Source organism: Corallococcus macrosporus DSM 14697 (assembly GCF_002305895.1).
Taxonomy (GTDB): domain Bacteria; phylum Myxococcota; class Myxococcia; order Myxococcales; family Myxococcaceae; genus Myxococcus; species Myxococcus macrosporus.
In genome coordinates this window covers 944,954-963,746 of sequence record NZ_CP022203.1, presented here as the reverse complement: position 1 = coordinate 963,746, position 18,793 = coordinate 944,954, and the positions used below count along the sequence as shown (strand labels likewise).

Sequence of the window (18,793 nt, the reverse complement as noted above, 5' to 3'; positions counted from 1 at the left end):
CTAGGGTCTGCGTCCCTTCGCGGTTCCCCGCCTCGACATGCCCGCGCCGACGCCCAAGCCCCGCCCGCCCCAGGACGCGCTCCCCGCGCGCCTGGAATCCCTCCTGGAAGCCCTCACGGACCGGCACCTCGCGGACCGGCTGGAGCGGGTGCACCGCGCCGCCGCCGTGGCCATTGACCGGCTGGGGCACCTGAGCATCGCGAAGTACGAGCCCACGTCGCTGGAAGCGGACGGCGGCGCGGACCTGTCGCTGTGGGAGACGATGGCGCCGGCCATTGGCGACACGCTGGTGGGCGTCAACCAGCTCATCGCCGCCGTCCACCAGGAGTTCCCGCCGCCCTCGCGCCCCACCGGGCTCGGCGATGGCGGCTGGGCCCCGCCTCCGGCCAGCTCGGACGAGCGGCTGGCGCAGGAGGTGGAGGCGGTGCTGCACGCCGTCGCGGACCGGCTGGCCCGGCGCGTGGCGGAGCTGGGCCAGCAGATGCGCCGCCCCGAGGTGGTGAGCGACCGCTGGACGCTGATGGCCGAGCTGCAGGCCTTCCGCGCCGACTTCCGCGTCACCATCGGCGACCTCGTGTACCTCACCGCCGCGGCGTTCGACGACGTGCGCCGCGAGGACGTGGTGCCCGGCTACGCGAACCAGGTGGGCGCCCGGGCGGCGCTGCGCGCGGCGGCGGCGGACCTGCGCCGCTCCCTGCAAGGCCGGCTGGAGCGCGCGGCCAGGGCGGAGGCCCGCGCGCGGCCGGCCATGGCGCGGCAGGTGGCGGAGAGCCTGTCCGCCTTCGTGTCCCTGCCGGCCGCGGTGGCGCTGCGCACGCCGCAGAAGCAGCAGGTGCTGGAGGTGCGCGCGCGCCTGCTGGACGCGGCGGCCCTGGCGGAGCTGGCGCCGGACGCGCTGCCGGGGCTGGTGGAGCCCTACCTGGCGGCGCTGGAGGAGCAGATGGAGGAGGTGACCCGCGCCTGGCTCGTCGTCCACGACCGCTCGGTGTGGGCCACCTGCGGCCTGAAGCTGGAGCAGGCGGACATGCACCTCACGCTGGGCTCACGCGGCGCGGAGCGCGTGCTGGCGGAGGCGGTGGAGGCGGCGGGCGCGCTCCTGGGACGCTCGCCCCCCTTCGACACCTTCCTGCGCAAGGCGCGTCAGGAGGCGGGGGACGGCCTGGAGGAGGCAGGGGCGCGGGAGCTGCTCGGCCGGTTCCGGGAGCGGCTCGCGGCCCTGCCCTTCAGTTGAAGGCAGCGGACTACGGCTTGGTGCCTTCGGCCTTGGCGCCCTCGGGCAGCGCCGGCGCGGCGGGCCTGGGCGGGAGGATGCGCAGCTCGTCGTAGCGCGCCGCCAGCGTCTCCGGCGTCAGCTCCTCCTGCCACTGCTTGGGGTTGGTGTTCCAGCCGAAGTCGGCCGGCACCTTGCCACCGCCCTGGCTGGCGTAGCCAATCATGTCCGGGAACTGCTTGGACCAACGGCCCGCGGGGTCCGGCTCCTTGGTGATGAGCTGGCGGTTGGGGCGGTGAAGGAAGGGCTTGGGTGCGTCACTCATGGCCCGTAGCCTCTCCGAAAGCAGCCCGCGTGTGTAGAGAGAAGACGCGGAGCCTCAGGCCGCCCGGCGGGTCCGCCTGCGGCGCCCCGCGCTCACCGGCGGCAGCACGCGGGGGCCCAGCTCGAACACCGCGGCGAAGTAGCGGGCCTGCGCCTCGCTGCCGTACCGGTACCGGCGCACCGCCCCCTCCCACGTCTCCACCTCCACGCCCCAGCCCCGCCGGTCATGGAGGAGCTCCACCCGCAGCACCCCACCCATGCCCTCACCCCCGCCCTGTGCGTCCATGCCCCCGGCCCTTGAAATCCCCGTGCCAGGGCGAACACGCGACATCACCGGGTTGGGGTGTCCGCCATCCATCAGAGGGCGGCGGGCCCGTAAGGAATGCAGGAGGGCTCGGCCGCCTGCCTGCTCGCGGCCATGCCCGACCGGGGGACACCGCAGGTCGCCTTGTGCCCCGCGATTCCTGCGTTAACTCAGGAGCATGACTCAATTCGAGAGCAACACCGGCGAGCGGTTCGCCGAATTCGTCCTCCCCGACGGCTGCGTGCTCTGCGGCGGCGAGGTGACTGTGCGTGCCTCGCAGGCGGGTGCGCACAGCTACTGCCCGCATTGCCACTGGCTGTCCAAGCCCAGCATGCGCGTGCGCGACAACGGCGTGGAGCTGTCGTTCGCCACCACGGCGCTCGCCTGAACGCGCGCACTCCTTCCACGGGCCACCGGACAGGCGCGTGCGCGCCGTGTCCGCGTGGGCCGCCTCACGGCAGCACCTCCTCCGACAGCAACAGCGCCAGCAGGGCCGCCTTCTCTCCCGTGTCCAGGGCCAGCACCTCCTCCGGCAGCGTCAGCGAGACGGGCCCCGGCTGGAGCGTCGTCCCGGGCTGGCACGTGCGCCAGCCGGCGTAGCGCCCCCCCGTCACCGACAGCGTGTAGTCGCAGCCGCCCACGGCCCCCGCGATGGCGAAGGGCGCGACGATGAGGCTCGACGGATGGCTGGCGAAGTCTCCCTCCAGGCGCAGCCCGGGCTCCGGCGTGCGCTCCAACACCTGGAGCGCGACCGTGCCGTCTCCCACGCGGCCCCGCAGGCCTCCGGAGCTCCAGCCCACGTCCACGTCGCTGCCGCGCACCTGGCCCACCCAGGCGGCGCCGCGCTGGCGCAGCTCGATGCCCGGGCCCCGCAGCGTGTCCCCGTCCAGGGAGAGCGCCACGGACTGCTCGCCCGCCTCCAGCCGGATGGGGCCGCCCCCGCCGGTGACGGACACCTGCGCCTGGGCAGCGGGCGCGAGCGTCAACCCCACCGCGCCCATGAGGCCCAGGGCGACACCGCACCTGCGAACTCCTGTCTGCGTCACGTGGCACCTGCCTTCCGCGCGTCCTCCGCGGCAAGGTGCGCCTCCGCCACGGCCGGAGGCATGGCCCACGGCCCCGGCGCCCTCATGACGGGCGGGTGGGGAGGCGGCCAACAGGCGCCGGCGCGCCGCCGCTTCGCGCGCGCTCAGTGCGCGCCGTACGAGCCGCTCGCGGCGGGCACGGCCTCCTGCTCGCGCTCGCGCTCACGCTCGGACTCATCCCAGGCGCGGCCGTCCTCGTAGCCCCACTCGTCGACGTCCACCTGGTAGCTGACCTGCGACAGCAGCCGGCCACGGCACAGCTTCGAGTCCCAGTCGCCCTCGGCGAGCGAGCTGTTCGCGCGGGACAGCAGGTCGCGCATCACCCACTCGGGGACGATGTCCCGGTCGGCGGGGTACGCGAAGCGGAAGAACATCAGGTGCGCGAGCAGCACCTCCCAGTACCGGTCGAAGCGCGCGAGCAGCCGTGGCCAGTCGAACGCGCGCCCCGCCTTCAGGAGCAGGTGCGTGAGCTCGTGGCCGTCGAAGCGCTCGCGCTCCAGGACGAAGGCCTTGCTCCAGTAGATTTCCTCCGCCGGAGGCACGTTGCACTCGCAGTTCAGCAGCCGGGCGCAGACGGCGTGCTCGAACCAGCCGTCGTCCACGACGGTGATGCCATTGCCCGACGCGAAGATGAGGTCGACGAGGAAGTCGTCCCAGAAGGCCTTGTGCAGCCAGCCGTGGACGTCGCTCTGCGTGTCCCAGCCGTTGCTGGCCAGGACCTTCAGCGCGCGGTCCGCGTCGTCCTTGCGGATGAAGAGGTCCAGGTCCTTCGTGTCGCGGTAGATGCCGGTGTAGTGGGCGAACGCGTAGGCGCCGCCGACGAGGAAGGGGATTCGCGCATCGGACAGCAGCTGGATGGCGTAGGCCCGGGCGCCCAGCTCGGCGACCGGCCGTCGGACCTCCATCCGCCGTGGGTCTCCCCCGGGCGCACCCGAGGCCTTCGGTGGTTGCTCAGCCATGCGCCAAAAATAGGAGCGCGCTGCCGGGATGACAGCGGTCCGGCCGCGTGACAGGCCGCGGGGCAGCCGGGCGTGCTTCAGCGCACGAACGCCAACATCAGCGGCGCCGTCGCGAAGGAGAGCGGCACGCCCACCCCCACCATCAGCACGGCCAGGTCCGGGTCCAAGTCATGCTCGGCGGCCAGGATGGCCGCGCTCACCATGGGGCCCATGGCCGCCTGGAGCAGCGTGGCCTGCACCACCACCGGCGCCAGTCCCGGCAGGGCCAGCAGGCCCACGGCCGTCAGCGCCGGCACCAGCAGCAGCTTGTAGGACAGGCCCAGGGCCACCGCGGGCAGCCGGGGCCGGATGCCCGACAGACGCAGTTGCAGGCCAATGGCGAACAGCGCCAGCGGCGTCAGCAGCGAGCCCAGCCGCTCCAGCACGCTGTCCAGCCACACCGGGTAGGCCCAGGGCCGCGTCACCAGCGCCACCACCAGCGCCAGGAACGGAGGGAAGGTCGCCACCTTGCGCACGAGCTGCCGCAAGGACAGCGGCGTGTCCGAGCCCGCCCGGGCCGCCGCCAGCGTCGCCAGCGAGGACAGCACCAGGAAGGAGCCGAGCTGATCCACCACCACCGCCACCGGCAGGCCCTCGGGCCCCAGCAGGGCCTCCGCCATGGGCAGCCCCACGAAGGCGGTGTTGCCCAGGCCCGCGGTCAGCACCAGCGCCATGACGGACGGCCCGGACAGCCCCAGCCGGGGGCCCAGCCACCGGAAGAAGGGCACCGCGCCCAGGTAGTAGAGCCACGGCACCGCGGCGGCGACCAGCAGCTCCGGCACGAAGACCAACTGGTGCATGGCGCGCAGCACCAGCGCGGGCAGCGCCACGTACAGGAGGAAGGTGTTGAACGCCCCGGCGGAGCCCTCCGGGAACCTCCCGCTGTGCCGGGCCAGGACGCCCAGCACCATGCACACCCCCAAGAGCCCGATGACGTTCCCCATGGCGGGCGCAGCGTCTCAGCCCACCGCCAGGAACTCCAGCGACATGCCCCAAAAGCAACGGGCGGCCTTCCCTGGTGGGAAGACCGCCCGTCGTTCACGCTACGCCGAGCCCTGGACTACGGCTTGGTGTAGTTGATGGCCAGGTTGTAGGTGGCGGCCGAGTAGCCACGCACCATGATGTACGCGGTGGTCTGGCCCGCGGGCACCGGGATGTCGCACGTCTCGTTGGCGCCGCTGAGGTAGGGGCGGCAGGTGTACGCGCTGGTGGTGGGCTGCGCGCCGAAGCGGACGTAGAGGTCCGGGTCACCCGAGCCCGACATCACGACCTTGAAGTTGGTGCCGGCCTTCACGCTGAAGGAGCCGACCTGCACGTTCTGGTTGCGCGCCACGGAGCCGGAGCGCGTCTCGCTGGTGGGCGTGCCACCGTTGCCGCCGCCGGAGGGCGTGAGGTAGTCGATGGTCAGGTTGAAGTTCGCGGACGAGTAGCCACGCACCATGATGTACGCGGTGGTCACGCCCGCCGGAATCTCGATGGAGCAGCTCTCCGTGGCGCCGCTGAGGTACGGACGGCAGGTGTACGCCGTCGTGGTGGGCGCCGCGCCCGCGCGGACGTAGAGGTCCGGGTCACCCGAGCCGGTCATCCGCACGGTGAAGGTGGAGCCAGGGACGACGTTGAAGGGGCCGTAGTTGACGCTCGCGCCCGTCGCGACGGAGCCCGTGCGCGTCTCCGTCACCTCGTCGCCTTCCGGCGGCGGCGGGGGCGGCGGGGGCGGCTCACCGTTCGGCGTACCGTAGAGCGCCTGGATGCCCTGGACGTCCTTCGTGGTCAGCACCAGGTCGCCGTTCTGGGTGCCGTTGCACTGCGGGTAGTGCATGACGGACGAACCGTCGTAGGTGGTCAGCGCGCGCCAGTTGTTGTCCTCGAAGCAGGCGCCGGACTCGGGGCGGGTGTGCTCGTGACGGAAGCCGAGCACGTGGCCCAGCTCGTGGCGGGTGATGCCCTCCAGCGTCCAGACGCCCAGGGGCTGGAAGGAGCTGGGGTCGAACACGACGTTGCGGTTCGAGCGGCTGTCACCCGGGAAGAACGCGCGCGCCAGGTACTGGCCACCCGCGTTGATGGGGCTCACGTCGAACAGCACGTTGTTGTTGCTGGCGTTGCAGTTGGAGTCCTGCGCGCTCACGTGGATGAAGTCCACGTGGCCAGCGGCCTCCCACGTCGCGGTCGCAGACGCCATCGCCTGGACCATGCGGTTGTAGTTGCTCCCGAAGGTGGTGCTCACACAGTAGGTGAGGTTCAGCTTCTGGGTGGCGCTCCACGCCGCGTCCTGGCCGCCCACGCGGTGGACGATGAGCTGCCCGTTCTTGACGTTGTTGTCGTAGAACTCACGCAGGTGCTTCTCGGACGCGAACGGCGTGTCACCGTCGGCGATGAAGATGCCCGTCTCCGGCTCCTGGTACACCTGAGCGAGGAACTCCTCCCACGACATCCCCTGGCCGAGGTTCTCCTCGGGAGTGGTGGTGGAGCCATCGTTGCCGCCGCAACCGGCGAGCAACGCCAGGCCCGTGAGGGCGCCGACGAACTTGGACTGTGACATGGACATCCTTGTTGGGATGAGTGGTTCGCAGCCGACCAAGCAGCCGCCGTGCCAGAATCCAAGTCATTGGTGTTATTCAGATTTTTGATCGACTCCGGGGACAACGCGGTGCGCAGGGGCTCCAGGTGTCGGGGCATTTTCGTAAGCAGCCTTGACAAACAACGATCGAAAACCAGTATTTATAAGGGGTTATCCACACAAACAGGACTGACCCGAAACAAGACAGAGTGTCCTGAGAAAAGACACCCGCCGCATTTTGCGCAGTTTCACCTGTCCTTGAATGCGACGCTACCGGTGGAAACCCCTTAGAGGCCCACCAGGGTCTCCGGGCGGTTCAGGCCGCGCGCGCGGCCCAGCGGCTGGAGGATGTCCTGCGGCGGCGCGTCCGCGGTGAGCAACAGCGCGCGCACGGCGGTCTCCACCACGTCCTCGGCGCCGGGGCGGACCATGCCGCGGCGGGCGTCCTCCACGCGCTTGCCGCGGTAGGCGTCGAAGCGCTCCTTCACGCGGAGGGCGAGGTCCGCCGCCGCCTTGTCACCCGCCTCCACGCGCAGCTCCAGCTCGTTGCGGAGCTGCACGGGGTCGGCGAGCACGCCGTACCGGTCATACCCCTTGTGGGCCGTGTCCTCGTGCGCCACCGCGTAGTCCTGCGTGTTGGGGGCCGGCACCTGCTGCGCCTTGAGCAGGTCCCTCATCACCGCGGTGACGGTGGCCGTCACGGTGAGGCGGTGGAGCTGCACGTCGAACACGAAGTCCGAATACATGGGCTCCTCCACGGTGATGGGCTCCCGGAAGGTGGTGTCCCGGTGGCGCTGCACCTGGGTGCGCTGGGCCTCCGCCTTGTCCAGCGCGGCCTCCAGCGCCTTCTCCTTCTCCAGGGACGCGGCGGCCTTGGCCACCAGCAGCACCTCCTCGGCGACGCACGCCTTGGTGTCGCAGCGCTTCGGGTTGCACTCGCTGGGGAACTGGCCCGGCCCGCTGACCTCGCGCGCCGCCTCGCCGCATTCATGGAGCGCCTCGCGGCACTCACGGCGCTCGCGCTCACGGCAGCGCTCGGCGGACACCCGCACCATGCCCAGCTCCGCCTGCATCCGCAGGTACTCGCGCAGCGCCGCGGCCTGCTTGCGCTCCACGTCCTCCAGGGCGCGCTCGGCCTGCAACAGCTTGCCCTCGAAGCCCGAGCGGCGCGGGTTGGGCACGGAGCGGTTTCCAGCCAGATAGCGCTGCGTGCGCTGCGACTCCTCCACCACCTGCAGCGGCAACACCCGCTCCAGGGCCAGGTCCAGCCGCACGCCCTCGCGGCCCTCCGGGGCCTCCGTCACCACGCGCAGGGGCAGCTTCGTGGGCAGCATGGCCGCCAGCCGCCCGGCGGCCAGCCGCTGCGCCACGTCCGGCGCACCGGCCCGGTCCTCCACCGGCGAGGCCACCACCAGGAAGGCCACCTCGTCCCGCAGCTTCTGGCGCACGGCCTCGGCCCGCTCCCGCGCCGCCGTGGCCCCCACGCGCTCCTGGTCCGCGCGGACGTAGGCCACCAGCGCGTTGCCCAGCTTGCCGGCCTTCTCCAGTCCCTCACCGGTGCCGAACCAGCGCCTCGCCCAGGCCACCTGCACGCCGTCCACGCCCCGCTTCGCGGCCGCGTGGTCCGGCGCCACCGACAACACCGCGTCGAACTCGGCGCGCGCGTCCTGGAGCCGCTCGGCCTTCAAGGCCGCGTGGCCCTTGGCCACCCGCGCATTCAACACCTCGCTCAGCAGCTCGCGCGCCGACACGTTGTCCGCGTTGAGCTCCAACGCGCGCACCAGCAGCTTCATCGCCGCATCCAACTCCCCCGTGGAATGCACGGAGCGCGCCTCCGCCAGCACCACCTCGCTCCAGGCCTGGCGCACCTTGCCCAGCTTCACCTTGACCTCGGAGGCCTCCGGGTCGGCGGCCAGCGCGCGCAGGTACGCCGCCTCCGCCTCCGCCCACTGCTGCTCCTGGCTGGCCAGGTCTCCCTCCTTCACCGCGCGGGAGAAGGCGGAGCACCCCGTCAGGGCGAGCGCCAGGGCCAGGGCCAGCGCCCCCAGCCAACGACGAGAGGAAGCGGGAGCGGGACAAGGGCCTCGGACGGACGCGTTCACACCCGCATCTTCGAGGAAAGCCTCCACCGGGTGAAGACTCAGGACGTCGTCTCGGCAGGCCACCTTCCGGGCACTCACCGGACACCGGGGCGCATCCGCAAGACGCGCGCGGCGGACTCAATCCCTGTCCTCCCTGACAACCCCCACTCCGCGTGACAGGGATTGCGCTGTGGGCTTTTCAACAGGCGTGGATTCTTGCGACCTGGGTTGCAATAGCCCAGAATGAGTCTATATAGCCCCACCCCACTGGGAACCCTGATATTTTACAGTGCAGTTGCGATGATGCATCCCGACTGTATATATTCAACCCATCCATCGCCTCCGCGTCGCATTGCCTCCTGGAGCACTCTGGACCCGCCCTCATGGAACCCGCACTCCGACCCCAGACTTCTGCGCCCCGCCAGGTCGTACGGACCGTGCTCCACGAGGCCCTGGAGAGCAAACTCGGTGGGGAGGTGGTCGTCCGGTCCACCACCGTCTCCGGGCGCATCTTCGTGGTGGCGCGGAAGGTGGCCTGGGCGGTCCTGAACGGGCCTGGCGCGCTCAACTTCTCGTCGGTGCTCATCCGGGAGCAGGTGGTCAGCCGCGAGGACGTGGAGCAGGTCGTGGCGGAGTGCCGGCAGAGCGGCGGCAACTTCTGCGAGACGCTGGTGGCGTGGGGGCTGGTGCCCCGGGACACGATGCGGGACCTGCTGCGCCGCCACATGTCGGAGCAGCTGGAGGCCTTGCTGTCGTTGACGGACGCCCAGGCCATGTTCGTTCCCCAGCCGCGCACCTATTCCAGTCAATTGACGTACGGCCTGGATGAGCTGATCTCCACCGCCGCGAAGCCTCCCACCCACCCCCTGGTCGAAAGCGAAGTCATGGCGAACGTGAAGCAGTCCCTGGAAGAGACGCTGAAGATTGAAGGGGCCTTCGCGGCCTGTCTGGCGGACTCGAAGAGCGGCATGTGCCTGGGCAGCATTGGCGGCAGCCCGGCGTTCAACATTGAAACGGCGGCCGCGGCCAACACCGAGGTCGTGCGTTCCAAGATGAAGGCCATGACGATGCTGGGCATCAAGGACCGCATCGAGGACATCCTCATCACGCTGGGCGAGCAGTACCACCTCATCCGTCCGCTGGCGGGCAAGGAGGGCCTGTTCCTGTACGTGGCCCTGCACCGCTCCAGCGCCAACCTGGCCATGGCCCGCTACAAGCTGTCCGAGGTCGAGAAGTCGCTGCAGGTGTGAGCCGTCCCCCAGGTGGATGAGCGCCCGCCCGCCCTCCGGGCGGCGCGCCCCACCCCGCTCCGGACGCGCCCGGACGGATGCGCGCCGGGCCCCCTCCCCGTTACAGGGTACACACCCTTCCTGCTGGCCCCCATGAGGCCCGTGCGACGCACGGCGCGGGTGGCCCCGGACGCGCCGGGAATGACGCGGCGCAACGGCAGGTAGTGGAGTGACACGTCCCATGAGGGGGGCAAGAGAGGCACCATGTCCTGTCCACAGCCACGACCCACCGAGTTCCGCCTTCCGCTGCGGGCCGAGTCCTTCTCCATCGACGAGCACCGCAACGTGCACTGCCGCTTCTACGGCGGCTGCATCGACGTGGCCGTGAAGAAGGACTGGGATAGCTTCACCTGCGCCAAGTGCCCCCTCTTCCACGAGGACCGGGCGCCGGGCGCCAGCGCCTACGCCTACAACCAGCCCGCGGACCCGGGCCGGCCCTAGTCCGGGCGAGCAGGCACACGGGCTCCGGCGGCGCGCGCCTCCACGGGACGAGGAGCGCCCGCCGCCGCTGGAGCCTTTCGTTGACCCGCCCACGCGGAGCCGGGACTCCTGGAGGGAGTAGGCACGCGAGGCACCTGACGCCAGCTTGGGGCCCAACCTGCACGGGCGACTCCTCCGCCTGAAGGGAGGCACCCCATGCTCCGTCAGCTCCTGCTCTCCGACTTCCGCGCCGAGGGCCCCGCCGCCGGACATGGCTGGCCGCTGGTGCAGCAGGCGTTCCCCACCGTGCAGCTCGCGCCGCTGTCCGCCGGACGTGGCGCGCACGTCCTCCGGCTGGATGTGTCCGAATGGAACGCGCCGGCCTTCGACCCCGTCGCCTGGGACGCGCGCGTCTTCGATGCGGGGGAGCGCACCGAATGGTTGGCCCTCCACCTGGAAGGCGCCAGCCGCGAGGCGCTCGTCGTGGCCGCGCTCGAAATCCTCACCCGCTACCAGTGTCTGGTGGGGCGCCGCAACGCGGCCTCCGCCACGCCGCTCTTCAACCGGCTGCTGGCGCGCCACCGCTCCCTGCACGACTTGAAGCAACCCCAGGTGCGAGCGGAGTTCCACCGCGCGGTGGACGCCTGGCAATGGACGCTGCGCCTGCGTCCAGAGGTGGACCTCCCGCCGCAGGCCGCGGCCCTCTTCCATGACGTGGAGCAGCCCGCCCACGGGCCGCTGCCGCTCCGGGCCTTCGACCGCGTCCAGCCGGCGCGCGGCGCGGACCGCGCGGTGCGGTTGCTGGAGGAGGCGGGCGCGGACGACGCGACCTGCCGGCGCGTCCGGGAGCTGGTGACGCGCGGCGAGCGCCCGGGCAGCGAACGGGACGTGTCGCTGCTGCGCACCGCGGGCGCGCTGTCGTTCTTCTCCCGGCAGTCCTCCAGCTACTTCCGCGAGGCCCCGCCGGAGCACCACCGCCGCCAGGTGGCCCGGATGCTCGCGCACCTGCGGCCCGAGCACCTGCGCTGGCTGGGACACCTGCGCCTGGCGCCGGCGGTGCGCGGGCAGCTCGAGGTCCTGGTGGCCGCCCACTTCCCAGTGGACGTCCTGGCCTGAGCCGACCGGCGTTCGCGCTACGCGCGCACCGTCCGGTCCGACGAGCCGCCCAGCCCGCCGTCGTTCATGGTGACGTCCCCCGTCAGTCCAGCGGCCTGCTCGCGCTCGGTAATCTCTCGCAGGTTGCGCGCCTGTTTGTTGCCGAACGCGCCGCCCAGAATCACGGCCATGATGAGGACGGCGAAGATGACGACTCCCAGGATGGCGGCGCCAAGGATTTCCATGAGCTGACCCCTCGCTTGCTGGGGCCGCGCGCCACGAAAGGCGGGCGCGGCCGCGTTGGCTTCACCCCATCAAGATGGGTCGTCCCGCCGCTCGCGGCGCCGCTCCCTCGGGAGCCTGTCTCCAGGACGCCCGCCCATGCAGCAGGCGGGCGGCTAGCGCGCCGCAGCCGCCTCGAAGCGCGGCAGGTACAGCCAGAAGCGCGTGCCCTCGTCCGTCGTGGACGTCACCTGCAGCAGGCCGCCGTGGGCCCGCACGATTTCGTGGGTGATGTAGAGCCCCAGCCCCAGCCCGTTGCGCTGCGCGCTGCGCATGTCCTGGGCGCGCACGAAGGGGTCGAAGATGTGGGGCAGCCGCTCCGAGGGGATGGGCAGCCCCCAGTTGTGCACCTCCAGCCGGACGCCGCCGTCCTCGTCGCGCACGGACACGCAGACGGGCGTGTCCTCGGGCGAGTACTGCACGGCGTTGCCCACCAGGTTGGAGGCCGCCTGCGCGATGCGGTCCGCGTCCCACTCCCCCCAGCCATTGCCGGACATGACCAGCTCGAAGCGGCGCATCGGGTGCGCCACCTCCAGCTCCTCCACCACCTGCCGCAAGACGTCGTGCAGGTTCACCCGGGCGCGCGTCAGCGCGTAGCCGCCGCCCAGCCGGGTGCGCGTGAAGTCCAGCAGGTCGTTGATCATCCGCGCCATCCGGTCCGCGGAGATGGAGATGCGGTTGACGGCCTTGCGCTGCGGCTCCGCCAGGCCGCCATAGCGCAGCAGCAGGGCCGCGTTGCCGGAGATGGCTTGCAACGGATTGCGCAGGTCATGCCCGAGGATGCCCAGGAACTGCTCGCGGAACACCGCCGTCTGCCGCGCCGCCTCCTCGCGCTTGAGCCCCTCCTCCACCCGCTTGCGCTCGATGGCGTAGCGCAGGGCCCGCACCAGCAGCGCCCCCGTCACCTGCCCCTTCACCAGGTAGTCCTGCGCGCCCTCGTGCACCGCCTGCACCGCGAGCTGCTCATCGTCCGTCCCGGTGAGCACCACCAGCGGCACCGACGGCGCGGCGTTGAGCAGGCGGGGGATGTTGGCCAGCCCCTGCCCGTCCGGCAGCGACAAGTCGAGCAGCACCGCGTCCACGCCCGCGCCAGCCAGCACGCGCACCGCGTCCGCCAGCCGCTCCACGTGGAGGACGTCGAAGCGCCCGGTGGTCATCTCCTTCAGTTCTTCCTGAAGCAGCCGCGCGTCGCCGGGGTTGTCCTCCACCAGCAGCAGCCGCAGCGGGCGCCCGTCCATGCCCCGGTCGCTCATGAAGCCTCGGGCTTGGGGGGCAGCCTGACGACGGACAGCCAGAAGTCGTCGATGGAGCGCACCACGGAGATGAACTGCTCCAGGTCCACCGGCTTGGCGATGTAGCAGTTGGCGTGCAAGTCATAGGTGCGCACGATGTCCTCCTCCGCCTTGGAGGTGGTGAGCACCACCACGGGGATGCGGCGCAGGCCCGGGTCCTCCTTGATTTCCGCCAGCACCTCGCGCCCGTCCTTCCGGGGCAGGTTGAGGTCCAGCAGGATGAGGTCGGGCCGGGCCGCGCCCGCGTGCACGCCTTCGCGGCGGAGGAAGGCCAGCGCCTCCACGCCGTCACGCGCCACCGACAGGCGGTTGTGCACCTTGCCCTCCTTGAGTGCCTCGATGGTCAGCCGCACGTCGCCCGGGTTGTCTTCCACCAGGAGGATTTCAATCGGGCTGCCAGTCGCGTCGTGGCTCATGTCTCAAGACTCCGGATGGGACGGCGCGGCGGGCAAGGTGAACCAGAAGGCCGTGCCTTCGCCAGGCTGGGATTCCACGCCGATACGGCCTCCATGGCGCTCGACGATCTTCTTGCAGATGGCCAGGCCAATCCCCGTGCCCGGGTACTCCTCCTTACCGTGAAGCCGCTGGAAGATGACGAAGATGCGCTCGAAATACTCGGGGGCAATGCCAATGCCCGAGTCGCGCACCGTGAAGCGGACCTCGTCTCCCTGGGGCGCCGCGCTCACCCGGACCCGGGGCGGCGCGGCCCCGTGGAACTTGAGCGCGTTGCCCACCAGATTCTGGAACAACTGGGTGAGCTGCGTCTCGTCCGCCAGCACCACCGGCAGCGGCCCGTACTCCACCGAGGCGTGTGTCTCCTGGATGGCGACCCGGAGATTGGCGGCCGCCCTGTCCAACGCCCTGCCCGCGTCACAGGGGCGCGCGTCCCGGCCCCGCGTGCCCACCCGCGAATAGGCCAGCAGGTCCTGGATGAGCCGCTGCATGCGGTTCACGCCGTCCACGGCGTAATGGATGAACTCATCCGCGTCCGCGTCCAGCCTGCCCTTGTAGCGCCGGCCCAGGAGCTGGGTGTAGCTGGCCACCATGCGCAGCGGCTCCTGCAGGTCATGCGAGGCCACGTAGGCGAACTGCTGGAGCTCCTCGTTGGAGCGGGCCAGCTCCTGGGCGTGCTGCTGGAGGACCTCCTCGGCGCGCCGCCGCTCCACGCCCTGGGCGATGGCGTCCGACACCGCCGCCAGCGCCGCCACCGCGTCCTCGCCCAGGGGGGCGCCGCGGTAGACGCCCAGCACCCCCACGAGCTGCCCGCCCACCATCAGCGGCATGCCCGCGAACGAGCGGACGCCCGTCGCGTCCAACCAGGCCCGGTCCAGGACGCGAGGGTCGTCCCGCAGGTCGTCCACGCGGAGCTGGGCGCGCAGGCGCGCGACCTCGCTCACCATGCCCAGGCCGTCCACCCGGACCCGCATCCACTTGTCGCGCGGGGGCGCGGTGGGGCCCGCGTTGCCCGCCAGCTCCAGGGTGTTGGTGTCACGCGCGTACAGCCACAGCCGCGCCGTCTTCGCGCCCAGGTGGGTCACCAGGGCGCTGGCGCAGTCCTGGAGAATCTCCGGGACGCTGCCCTCGCGCGCCAGGGCCAGGCTCACCTCCGCGCGCAGCGCCTCCAGCCGGCGGGCGGCCGCCTCGCGCTCCACGCGGCGGGCGGCGGCCTCCACCTCGCGCTGGGCGGAGATGTCCGTGGTGGTGCCCACCCACTCCCGCACGCCGCCGTCCGGGTTGAGCACCGGCACCCCGCGCACGCGCACCGGGGTGTAGTGGCCGTCCGGGCGGATGAGGCGGTACTCCGCTTCGTAGGGGCGGCGCTGCTCCACCGCGGCGAACCAGCCCCGCGCCGCCGCGTCCCGGTCCTCCGGGTGCACGGCCGACAGCCAGCCGTGGCCCCGCCACTGCGCGTACGTCATTCCGGTGAAGGCGCGCCAGGACGGACTGTCCTCCGAGATGTCGCCGTCCGGCCGCGTCACCCAGATGGCCTGGGTGGAGGCGGTGACCACCGAGCGGAAGCGCAGCTCCAGGCGCTGCGCCTCCTTGATGAGCCGGGCGTTGTCCAACGCCACTGCGGCGCGCTCGGCGAGCTGCGTGCCCAGCAGGACGTCCGCTTGCGAGAAGCGCCGGCCGGACTCCGCCTGCACCAACGACAGCGCGCCAATGGTGCGCCCGCGCGCCTTCAGCGGCAGCAGCAGGGCCGAGCGCAGGCCCAGCTCCCGCGCGATGCGCAGGTGCTCCGCGTCGCGCGCGCCGGCCACCAGCACCGCGTCCGGGATGTCCGGCATCACCACGGGCTCACCGGTGCGGATGACGGACAGCACGCCCGAGGGGTCCTCGTGGCGCGGCGGGTAGCGCACGCGCAGCTCCTCCGCGTAGCGCGCCTTCTCCGGGTCCACATGCGCCACGCCCACCTGGCGCGTGGAGCCGTCCTCGTAGGCGATTTCAATGGCGCACCAGTCCGCGAGCGACGGCACCACCAGCCGCGTCAGCGCCGCGAGCGTGGACGCGTAGTCCAGCGAGGACGAGGACAGCAGCGCGCCCGCCTCGGCCAGCAGGCGCATGGACTCCGTGGCTCGCTTCTGCTCCTCGATGTCCGTGCAGGTGCCGAACCACTGGATGATGCGTCCGCTGTCGTCCCGCAGCGGGTGCGCCCGCCCCAGGTGCCAGCGCCACACCCCGTCATGGCGGCGGCAGCGGTACTCCACCTCATAGGGTTCACCGGTGCGCAGGGCGTGCGCCCAGCGGCGATCCGCCTCCTCCAGGTCCTCCGGGTGGAAGGCCCGCCGCCAGCCCCCGCCCCGCGACGCCTCGGGCGTGAGGCCCGTGTAGGCGTACCAACGCGCGTTGTAGTACTCGTGATGGCCGTCCGCCCGGGCGACCCAGACGAGCTGCGGGAAGGCGTCCACTCCGGGGAGCGCCGGCACCGGGCTCGGGCGCGAGGGGGACTCCGGGGCCGCCTCCGGAGGACTGCTGAGGGGGTGCGTCATGGAAGGCACCCGACCATAACAGCCCGCCCCGGATGCGCCCTCCTGGGCGGAGGCGGCTTTTCAACAGCCGACAGTGCCGGACCCGGGCCGGCCCCACCCCGGGCAGCCGGGGAGCCGGGACCCGGACACACCTGTCAACACCCGGCGGCACGAGACGTCTGTCTTTGCGCGGACAAAACAGACAGACGCACCCTTCACCACGACAAGGGTTTTCAGCAGGATGACCTGGCCTCCCAGCGCCTGGGCGGGCAGCCGCCAATGCCAGTCGCCTCGGCGAGCTGAGAGGCCAGGGAGGACGCGGGCAATGTCAGCCACGCATCACACGACGTTGGGCAGGCGGGCGGGCGGCCCCCTCTCACCTCTCCTCCCCTGCCACCCTCCTGCCAGGGCGCGAGCAACTCCCACATGGCGGGTTCGAGCAACGCGCACCACCTTCCGCCAGCGGATATCACCTGTGAGGGATAGGCCGCGTGAGGAGCGTGACACCCCCATGTGGAGCCCATCTCCCCGTCGAGTCCGCCCCGCGCCGTGGCGCCTGCGCGGCGGCACGCGCGCGCCAGCGCGGCCCCTGGGACCCGGCCTGACGGCGGCCTCGGCCGCGACGTCCAGGCCCACGGATCCACACGCGCCGACGAGGCCCTTCCGGGGACGGCCACACGGCGTCTCCTCCATGGCCTGTGGACTGGCGCTCGCGACGCTGGGAGGCGCCGGCATCCAGGTGCTGGGCACCTCGTGCCTGGACCGGCTGCGGCGGCGGAAGCGGGGACACCACCGCTGGTGGCACCGCTCCCAGGAGCCGCTGATGGAGTCCATGGAGACGGCGTTGACCATGGCGCTGCTCGGCGTGTCCGTGCTCCCCCTGGTCGCCGACGCCGCGTCTCCGGAGTGGTCCGCCCGGCCCGACGCGCTCCCCGAGACGCGGGACGAGCGTCCGGCCGTGGACGCCGGGGATGACCTGGATGACCTCGACTTCGAGGCGGCGTTCGCGTCCTACTAGCGCGCCTGTTAACACCGGGCGCATGACGACCGCGCCCCGCCCCAATCCGCTGTTGTCGGACCGCGACGTGGACTTCCAGCTCTACGAGGTGCTGGACGCCACCGCGCTGTGTGCCCTGCCCGCGTTCGCGGAGCACTCCCGGGACACCTTCACCCTGCTGGTGGACAGCACGCGCCGCTTCTCCCGCGAGGTGCTCTACCCCACCTACCGCGCCATGGACGCCCAGCCCCCGTCCTTCCGCGACGGCCGCGTCCACGTCCACCCGCTGATGCGCGAGCTGTACCCGCGCCTGGTGGAGCTGGGCCTGCTCACCGCCACCCGCCCGGCCGACGTCGGCGGGCAGCAGCTCCCGCTCACCGTGCACGCGGTGTCCACCGCCTATCTCATGGCGGCCAACCTGAGCGTCTACGCGTGGCTGGGCCTGACGCTGGGCGCGGCGCACCTGCTGGAGGTGTTCGGCACGCCCGAGGTGAAGGCGGCCTTCATGGCGCCCATGTACCGGGGCGAATGGACGGGCACCATGGCCCTCACCGAGCCGCAGGCGGGCAGCAGCCTCGCGGACGTGCGGACGCGCGCCACGCCCGCGCCGGATGGCACCTGGCGCATCCAGGGCTCGAAAACCTTCATCAGCGGCGCGGACCAGGACTTCAGCGAGAACGTGGTGCACCTGACGCTGGCGCGCATCGAGGGCGCGGAGGACGGGGCGAAGGGCATCTCCCTCTTCGCGGTGCCCGCGCGGCGGCCGCAAGGGGGCGCGCTGGTGGACAACGACGTCCGGGTGGCGGGCGTCATCCACAAGATTGGCTGGAAGGGCATCCCCAGCCTCGCCCTCAACTACGGCGAGTCCGGTGACTGCCACGGCTGGCTGGTGGGGCCGCCCGGGCGCGGCCTGGCGTGCATGTTCCAGATGATGAACGAGGCGCGCATCATGGTGGGCATGAACGGGGTGGCCACCGCGACGGTGGCGTATCACGAGGCCGTGGCCTACGCGCGCGAGCGTCCCCAGGGCCGCCCCGCCGGCCTCCGCGACGCCTCGCGGCCGCAGACGCCCATCATCGAACACGCGGACGTCCGGCGGATGCTGCTGCGGCAGAAGGCCATCGTCGAAGGGGGCCTGTCGCTGCTGCTGGCCGCGTCGTACCAGGCGGACCTGGCGGAGCACGCGCCGGACGAGGCCGCGCGTCGGCGCGCGGGCCTGCTGGTGGACCTGCTGACGCCGGTGGCGAAGTCCTTCCCCGCCGAGCGCGGCTTCGAGAGCAACGCGCTCGCGGTGCAGGTGCACGGCGGCTACGGCTACTCCAGCGAATACCTGCCAGAGGCCTGGCTGAGGGACCAGAAGCTCAACAGCATCCACGAGGGCACCACCGGCATCCAGGGCCTGGATTTGCTGGGGCGCAAGGTGGTGGCCGGCGGCGGCGCGGCGCTTCGAGCCTTCGCGGAGGAGGTGGGCACCACGGTGGCGCGGGCGCGCGCCGCGGGCCTGGCGCCGGAGTGGCGCGAGGCGCTCGAACAGGCGCTGGCGGAGACCACTGGCGTGGTGGCGGAGCTGGGCACGCGCGGCATGTCCGGCGAGGTGGAGCTGATGCTGCGCCACAGCGCGGACTTCCTGGAGCTGTTCGGTGTGCTCGCGGTGGCGTGGCGCTGGCTGGCCCAGGCCGCGGCGGCGAAGGAGGCCCTGACGCGCGGCGAGCCTGGGCGTGACTTCTACGAGGGCAAGCTGGCGGCGGCGCAGTACTGGTTCGCGGTGGAGCTGCCCCGCGTGCCGCTGCTGGCCCGGCTCTGCCGGACAGGCGAGGACTCCTACGCGCGCATGCGCCCGGAATGGTTCTGAGAAGACGGCCCCGACGATTCTCCTGCATGAATCGTTGG

18 protein-coding genes are annotated in these 18,793 nt (G+C 71.8%); 7 read left to right on the top strand and 11 right to left on the bottom strand.

Going from position 1 to position 18,793, the window contains the following annotated elements; translation table 11 throughout:
- Positions 1–37 precede the first annotated feature (37 nt).
- Complete coding sequence (locus MYMAC_RS04145) at positions 38–1,231, top strand: hypothetical protein (RefSeq protein ID WP_095957116.1); 1,194 nt, start codon at positions 38–40, stop codon at positions 1,229–1,231.
- Between the two features lie 10 nt (positions 1,232–1,241).
- Here MYMAC_RS04145 and MYMAC_RS04140 read toward each other — a convergent pair whose 3' ends face one another.
- Together MYMAC_RS04140 and MYMAC_RS04135 are read right to left on the bottom strand one after the other, a co-directional pair.
- Positions 1,242–1,535, bottom strand: a complete 294-nt coding sequence (locus tag MYMAC_RS04140; protein WP_013936041.1) for a hypothetical protein — start codon at positions 1,533–1,535, stop codon at positions 1,242–1,244.
- 54 nt (positions 1,536–1,589) lie between these two features.
- Positions 1,590–1,820: a hypothetical protein gene (locus MYMAC_RS04135; protein ID WP_095957115.1), complete on the bottom strand. Its 231-nt coding sequence runs from the start codon at positions 1,818–1,820 to the stop codon at positions 1,590–1,592.
- Positions 1,821–2,016: 196 nt separating this feature from the next.
- On the opposite strand from MYMAC_RS04135, the gene MYMAC_RS04130 reads away from it, so the two are divergent.
- Entirely contained in the window at positions 2,017–2,226 is a 210-nt protein-coding gene (locus MYMAC_RS04130) for a hypothetical protein (RefSeq protein ID WP_013936043.1), read from the top strand.
- A gap of 64 nt (positions 2,227–2,290) precedes the next feature.
- Here MYMAC_RS04130 and MYMAC_RS04125 read toward each other — a convergent pair whose 3' ends face one another.
- The 5 genes from MYMAC_RS04125 to traC form a co-directional block, all read right to left on the bottom strand.
- Positions 2,291–2,884: a hypothetical protein gene (locus MYMAC_RS04125; RefSeq protein WP_239989339.1), complete on the bottom strand. Its 594-nt coding sequence runs from the start codon at positions 2,882–2,884 to the stop codon at positions 2,291–2,293.
- Between the two features lie 143 nt (positions 2,885–3,027).
- Positions 3,028–3,828 carry a nucleotidyltransferase family protein gene (locus MYMAC_RS04120; protein ID WP_204817381.1) on the bottom strand — a complete coding sequence of 267 codons (801 nt, stop codon included), beginning with the start codon at positions 3,826–3,828 and terminating at the stop codon, positions 3,028–3,030.
- 131 nt (positions 3,829–3,959) lie between these two features.
- Positions 3,960–4,865, bottom strand: a complete 906-nt coding sequence (locus MYMAC_RS04115; protein WP_013936046.1) for an AEC family transporter — start codon at positions 4,863–4,865, stop codon at positions 3,960–3,962.
- A 116-nt stretch (positions 4,866–4,981) separates the two neighbouring features.
- Positions 4,982–6,460 (bottom strand): M57 family metalloprotease, encoded by a 1,479-nt coding sequence (locus MYMAC_RS04110; RefSeq protein WP_239989338.1) that lies wholly within the window; start codon positions 6,458–6,460, stop codon positions 4,982–4,984.
- A gap of 305 nt (positions 6,461–6,765) precedes the next feature.
- Positions 6,766–8,580: an outer membrane exchange accessory lipoprotein TraC gene (gene traC / locus MYMAC_RS04105; protein WP_239989337.1), complete on the bottom strand. Its 1,815-nt coding sequence runs from the start codon at positions 8,578–8,580 to the stop codon at positions 6,766–6,768.
- Between the two features lie 416 nt (positions 8,581–8,996).
- Here traC and MYMAC_RS37575 point away from each other — a divergent pair, with 416 nt between their 5' ends.
- The 3 genes from MYMAC_RS37575 to MYMAC_RS04090 all read left to right on the top strand — a co-directional run bounded on the left by MYMAC_RS37575 (position 8,997) and on the right by MYMAC_RS04090 (position 11,384).
- Entirely contained in the window at positions 8,997–9,809 is an 813-nt protein-coding gene (locus MYMAC_RS37575) for a hypothetical protein (RefSeq protein ID WP_082207049.1), read from the top strand.
- Between the two features lie 243 nt (positions 9,810–10,052).
- Positions 10,053–10,289: a hypothetical protein gene (locus MYMAC_RS04095; RefSeq protein WP_013936050.1), complete on the top strand. Its 237-nt coding sequence runs from the start codon at positions 10,053–10,055 to the stop codon at positions 10,287–10,289.
- Positions 10,290–10,484: 195 nt separating this feature from the next.
- A complete protein-coding gene (locus MYMAC_RS04090; protein WP_095957110.1) occupies positions 10,485–11,384 on the top strand; it encodes a DUF4202 domain-containing protein in 900 nt (299 codons plus the stop codon).
- 17 nt (positions 11,385–11,401) lie between these two features.
- Here MYMAC_RS04090 and MYMAC_RS04085 read toward each other — a convergent pair whose 3' ends face one another.
- The 4 genes from MYMAC_RS04085 to MYMAC_RS04070 form a co-directional block, all read right to left on the bottom strand.
- Positions 11,402–11,608 (bottom strand): hypothetical protein, encoded by a 207-nt coding sequence (locus MYMAC_RS04085; RefSeq protein ID WP_095957109.1) that lies wholly within the window; start codon positions 11,606–11,608, stop codon positions 11,402–11,404.
- Positions 11,609–11,761: 153 nt separating this feature from the next.
- Positions 11,762–12,883 carry a hybrid sensor histidine kinase/response regulator gene (locus MYMAC_RS04080; protein ID WP_095957108.1) on the bottom strand — a complete coding sequence of 374 codons (1,122 nt, stop codon included), beginning with the start codon at positions 12,881–12,883 and terminating at the stop codon, positions 11,762–11,764.
- Positions 12,884–12,894: 11 nt separating this feature from the next.
- On the bottom strand, positions 12,895–13,353 hold the full coding sequence (locus tag MYMAC_RS04075) for a response regulator (RefSeq protein ID WP_013936054.1): 459 nt from the start codon (positions 13,351–13,353) through the stop codon (positions 12,895–12,897).
- A gap of 3 nt (positions 13,354–13,356) precedes the next feature.
- The gene (locus MYMAC_RS04070) at positions 13,357–15,927 is read right to left on the bottom strand and encodes a PAS domain-containing protein (protein WP_239989335.1); all 2,571 of its coding nucleotides are present in this window, start codon (positions 15,925–15,927) and stop codon (positions 13,357–13,359) included.
- 670 nt (positions 15,928–16,597) lie between these two features.
- Between MYMAC_RS04070 and MYMAC_RS04065 the strand changes: the two genes are divergently transcribed.
- Both MYMAC_RS04065 and MYMAC_RS04060 read left to right on the top strand, forming a co-directional pair.
- On the top strand, positions 16,598–16,924 hold the full coding sequence (locus MYMAC_RS04065; protein WP_013936056.1) for a hypothetical protein: 327 nt from the start codon (positions 16,598–16,600) through the stop codon (positions 16,922–16,924).
- 22 nt (positions 16,925–16,946) lie between these two features.
- Positions 16,947–18,755: an acyl-CoA dehydrogenase gene (locus MYMAC_RS04060; RefSeq protein ID WP_095957107.1), complete on the top strand. Its 1,809-nt coding sequence runs from the start codon at positions 16,947–16,949 to the stop codon at positions 18,753–18,755.
- Positions 18,756–18,793 lie beyond the last annotated feature (38 nt).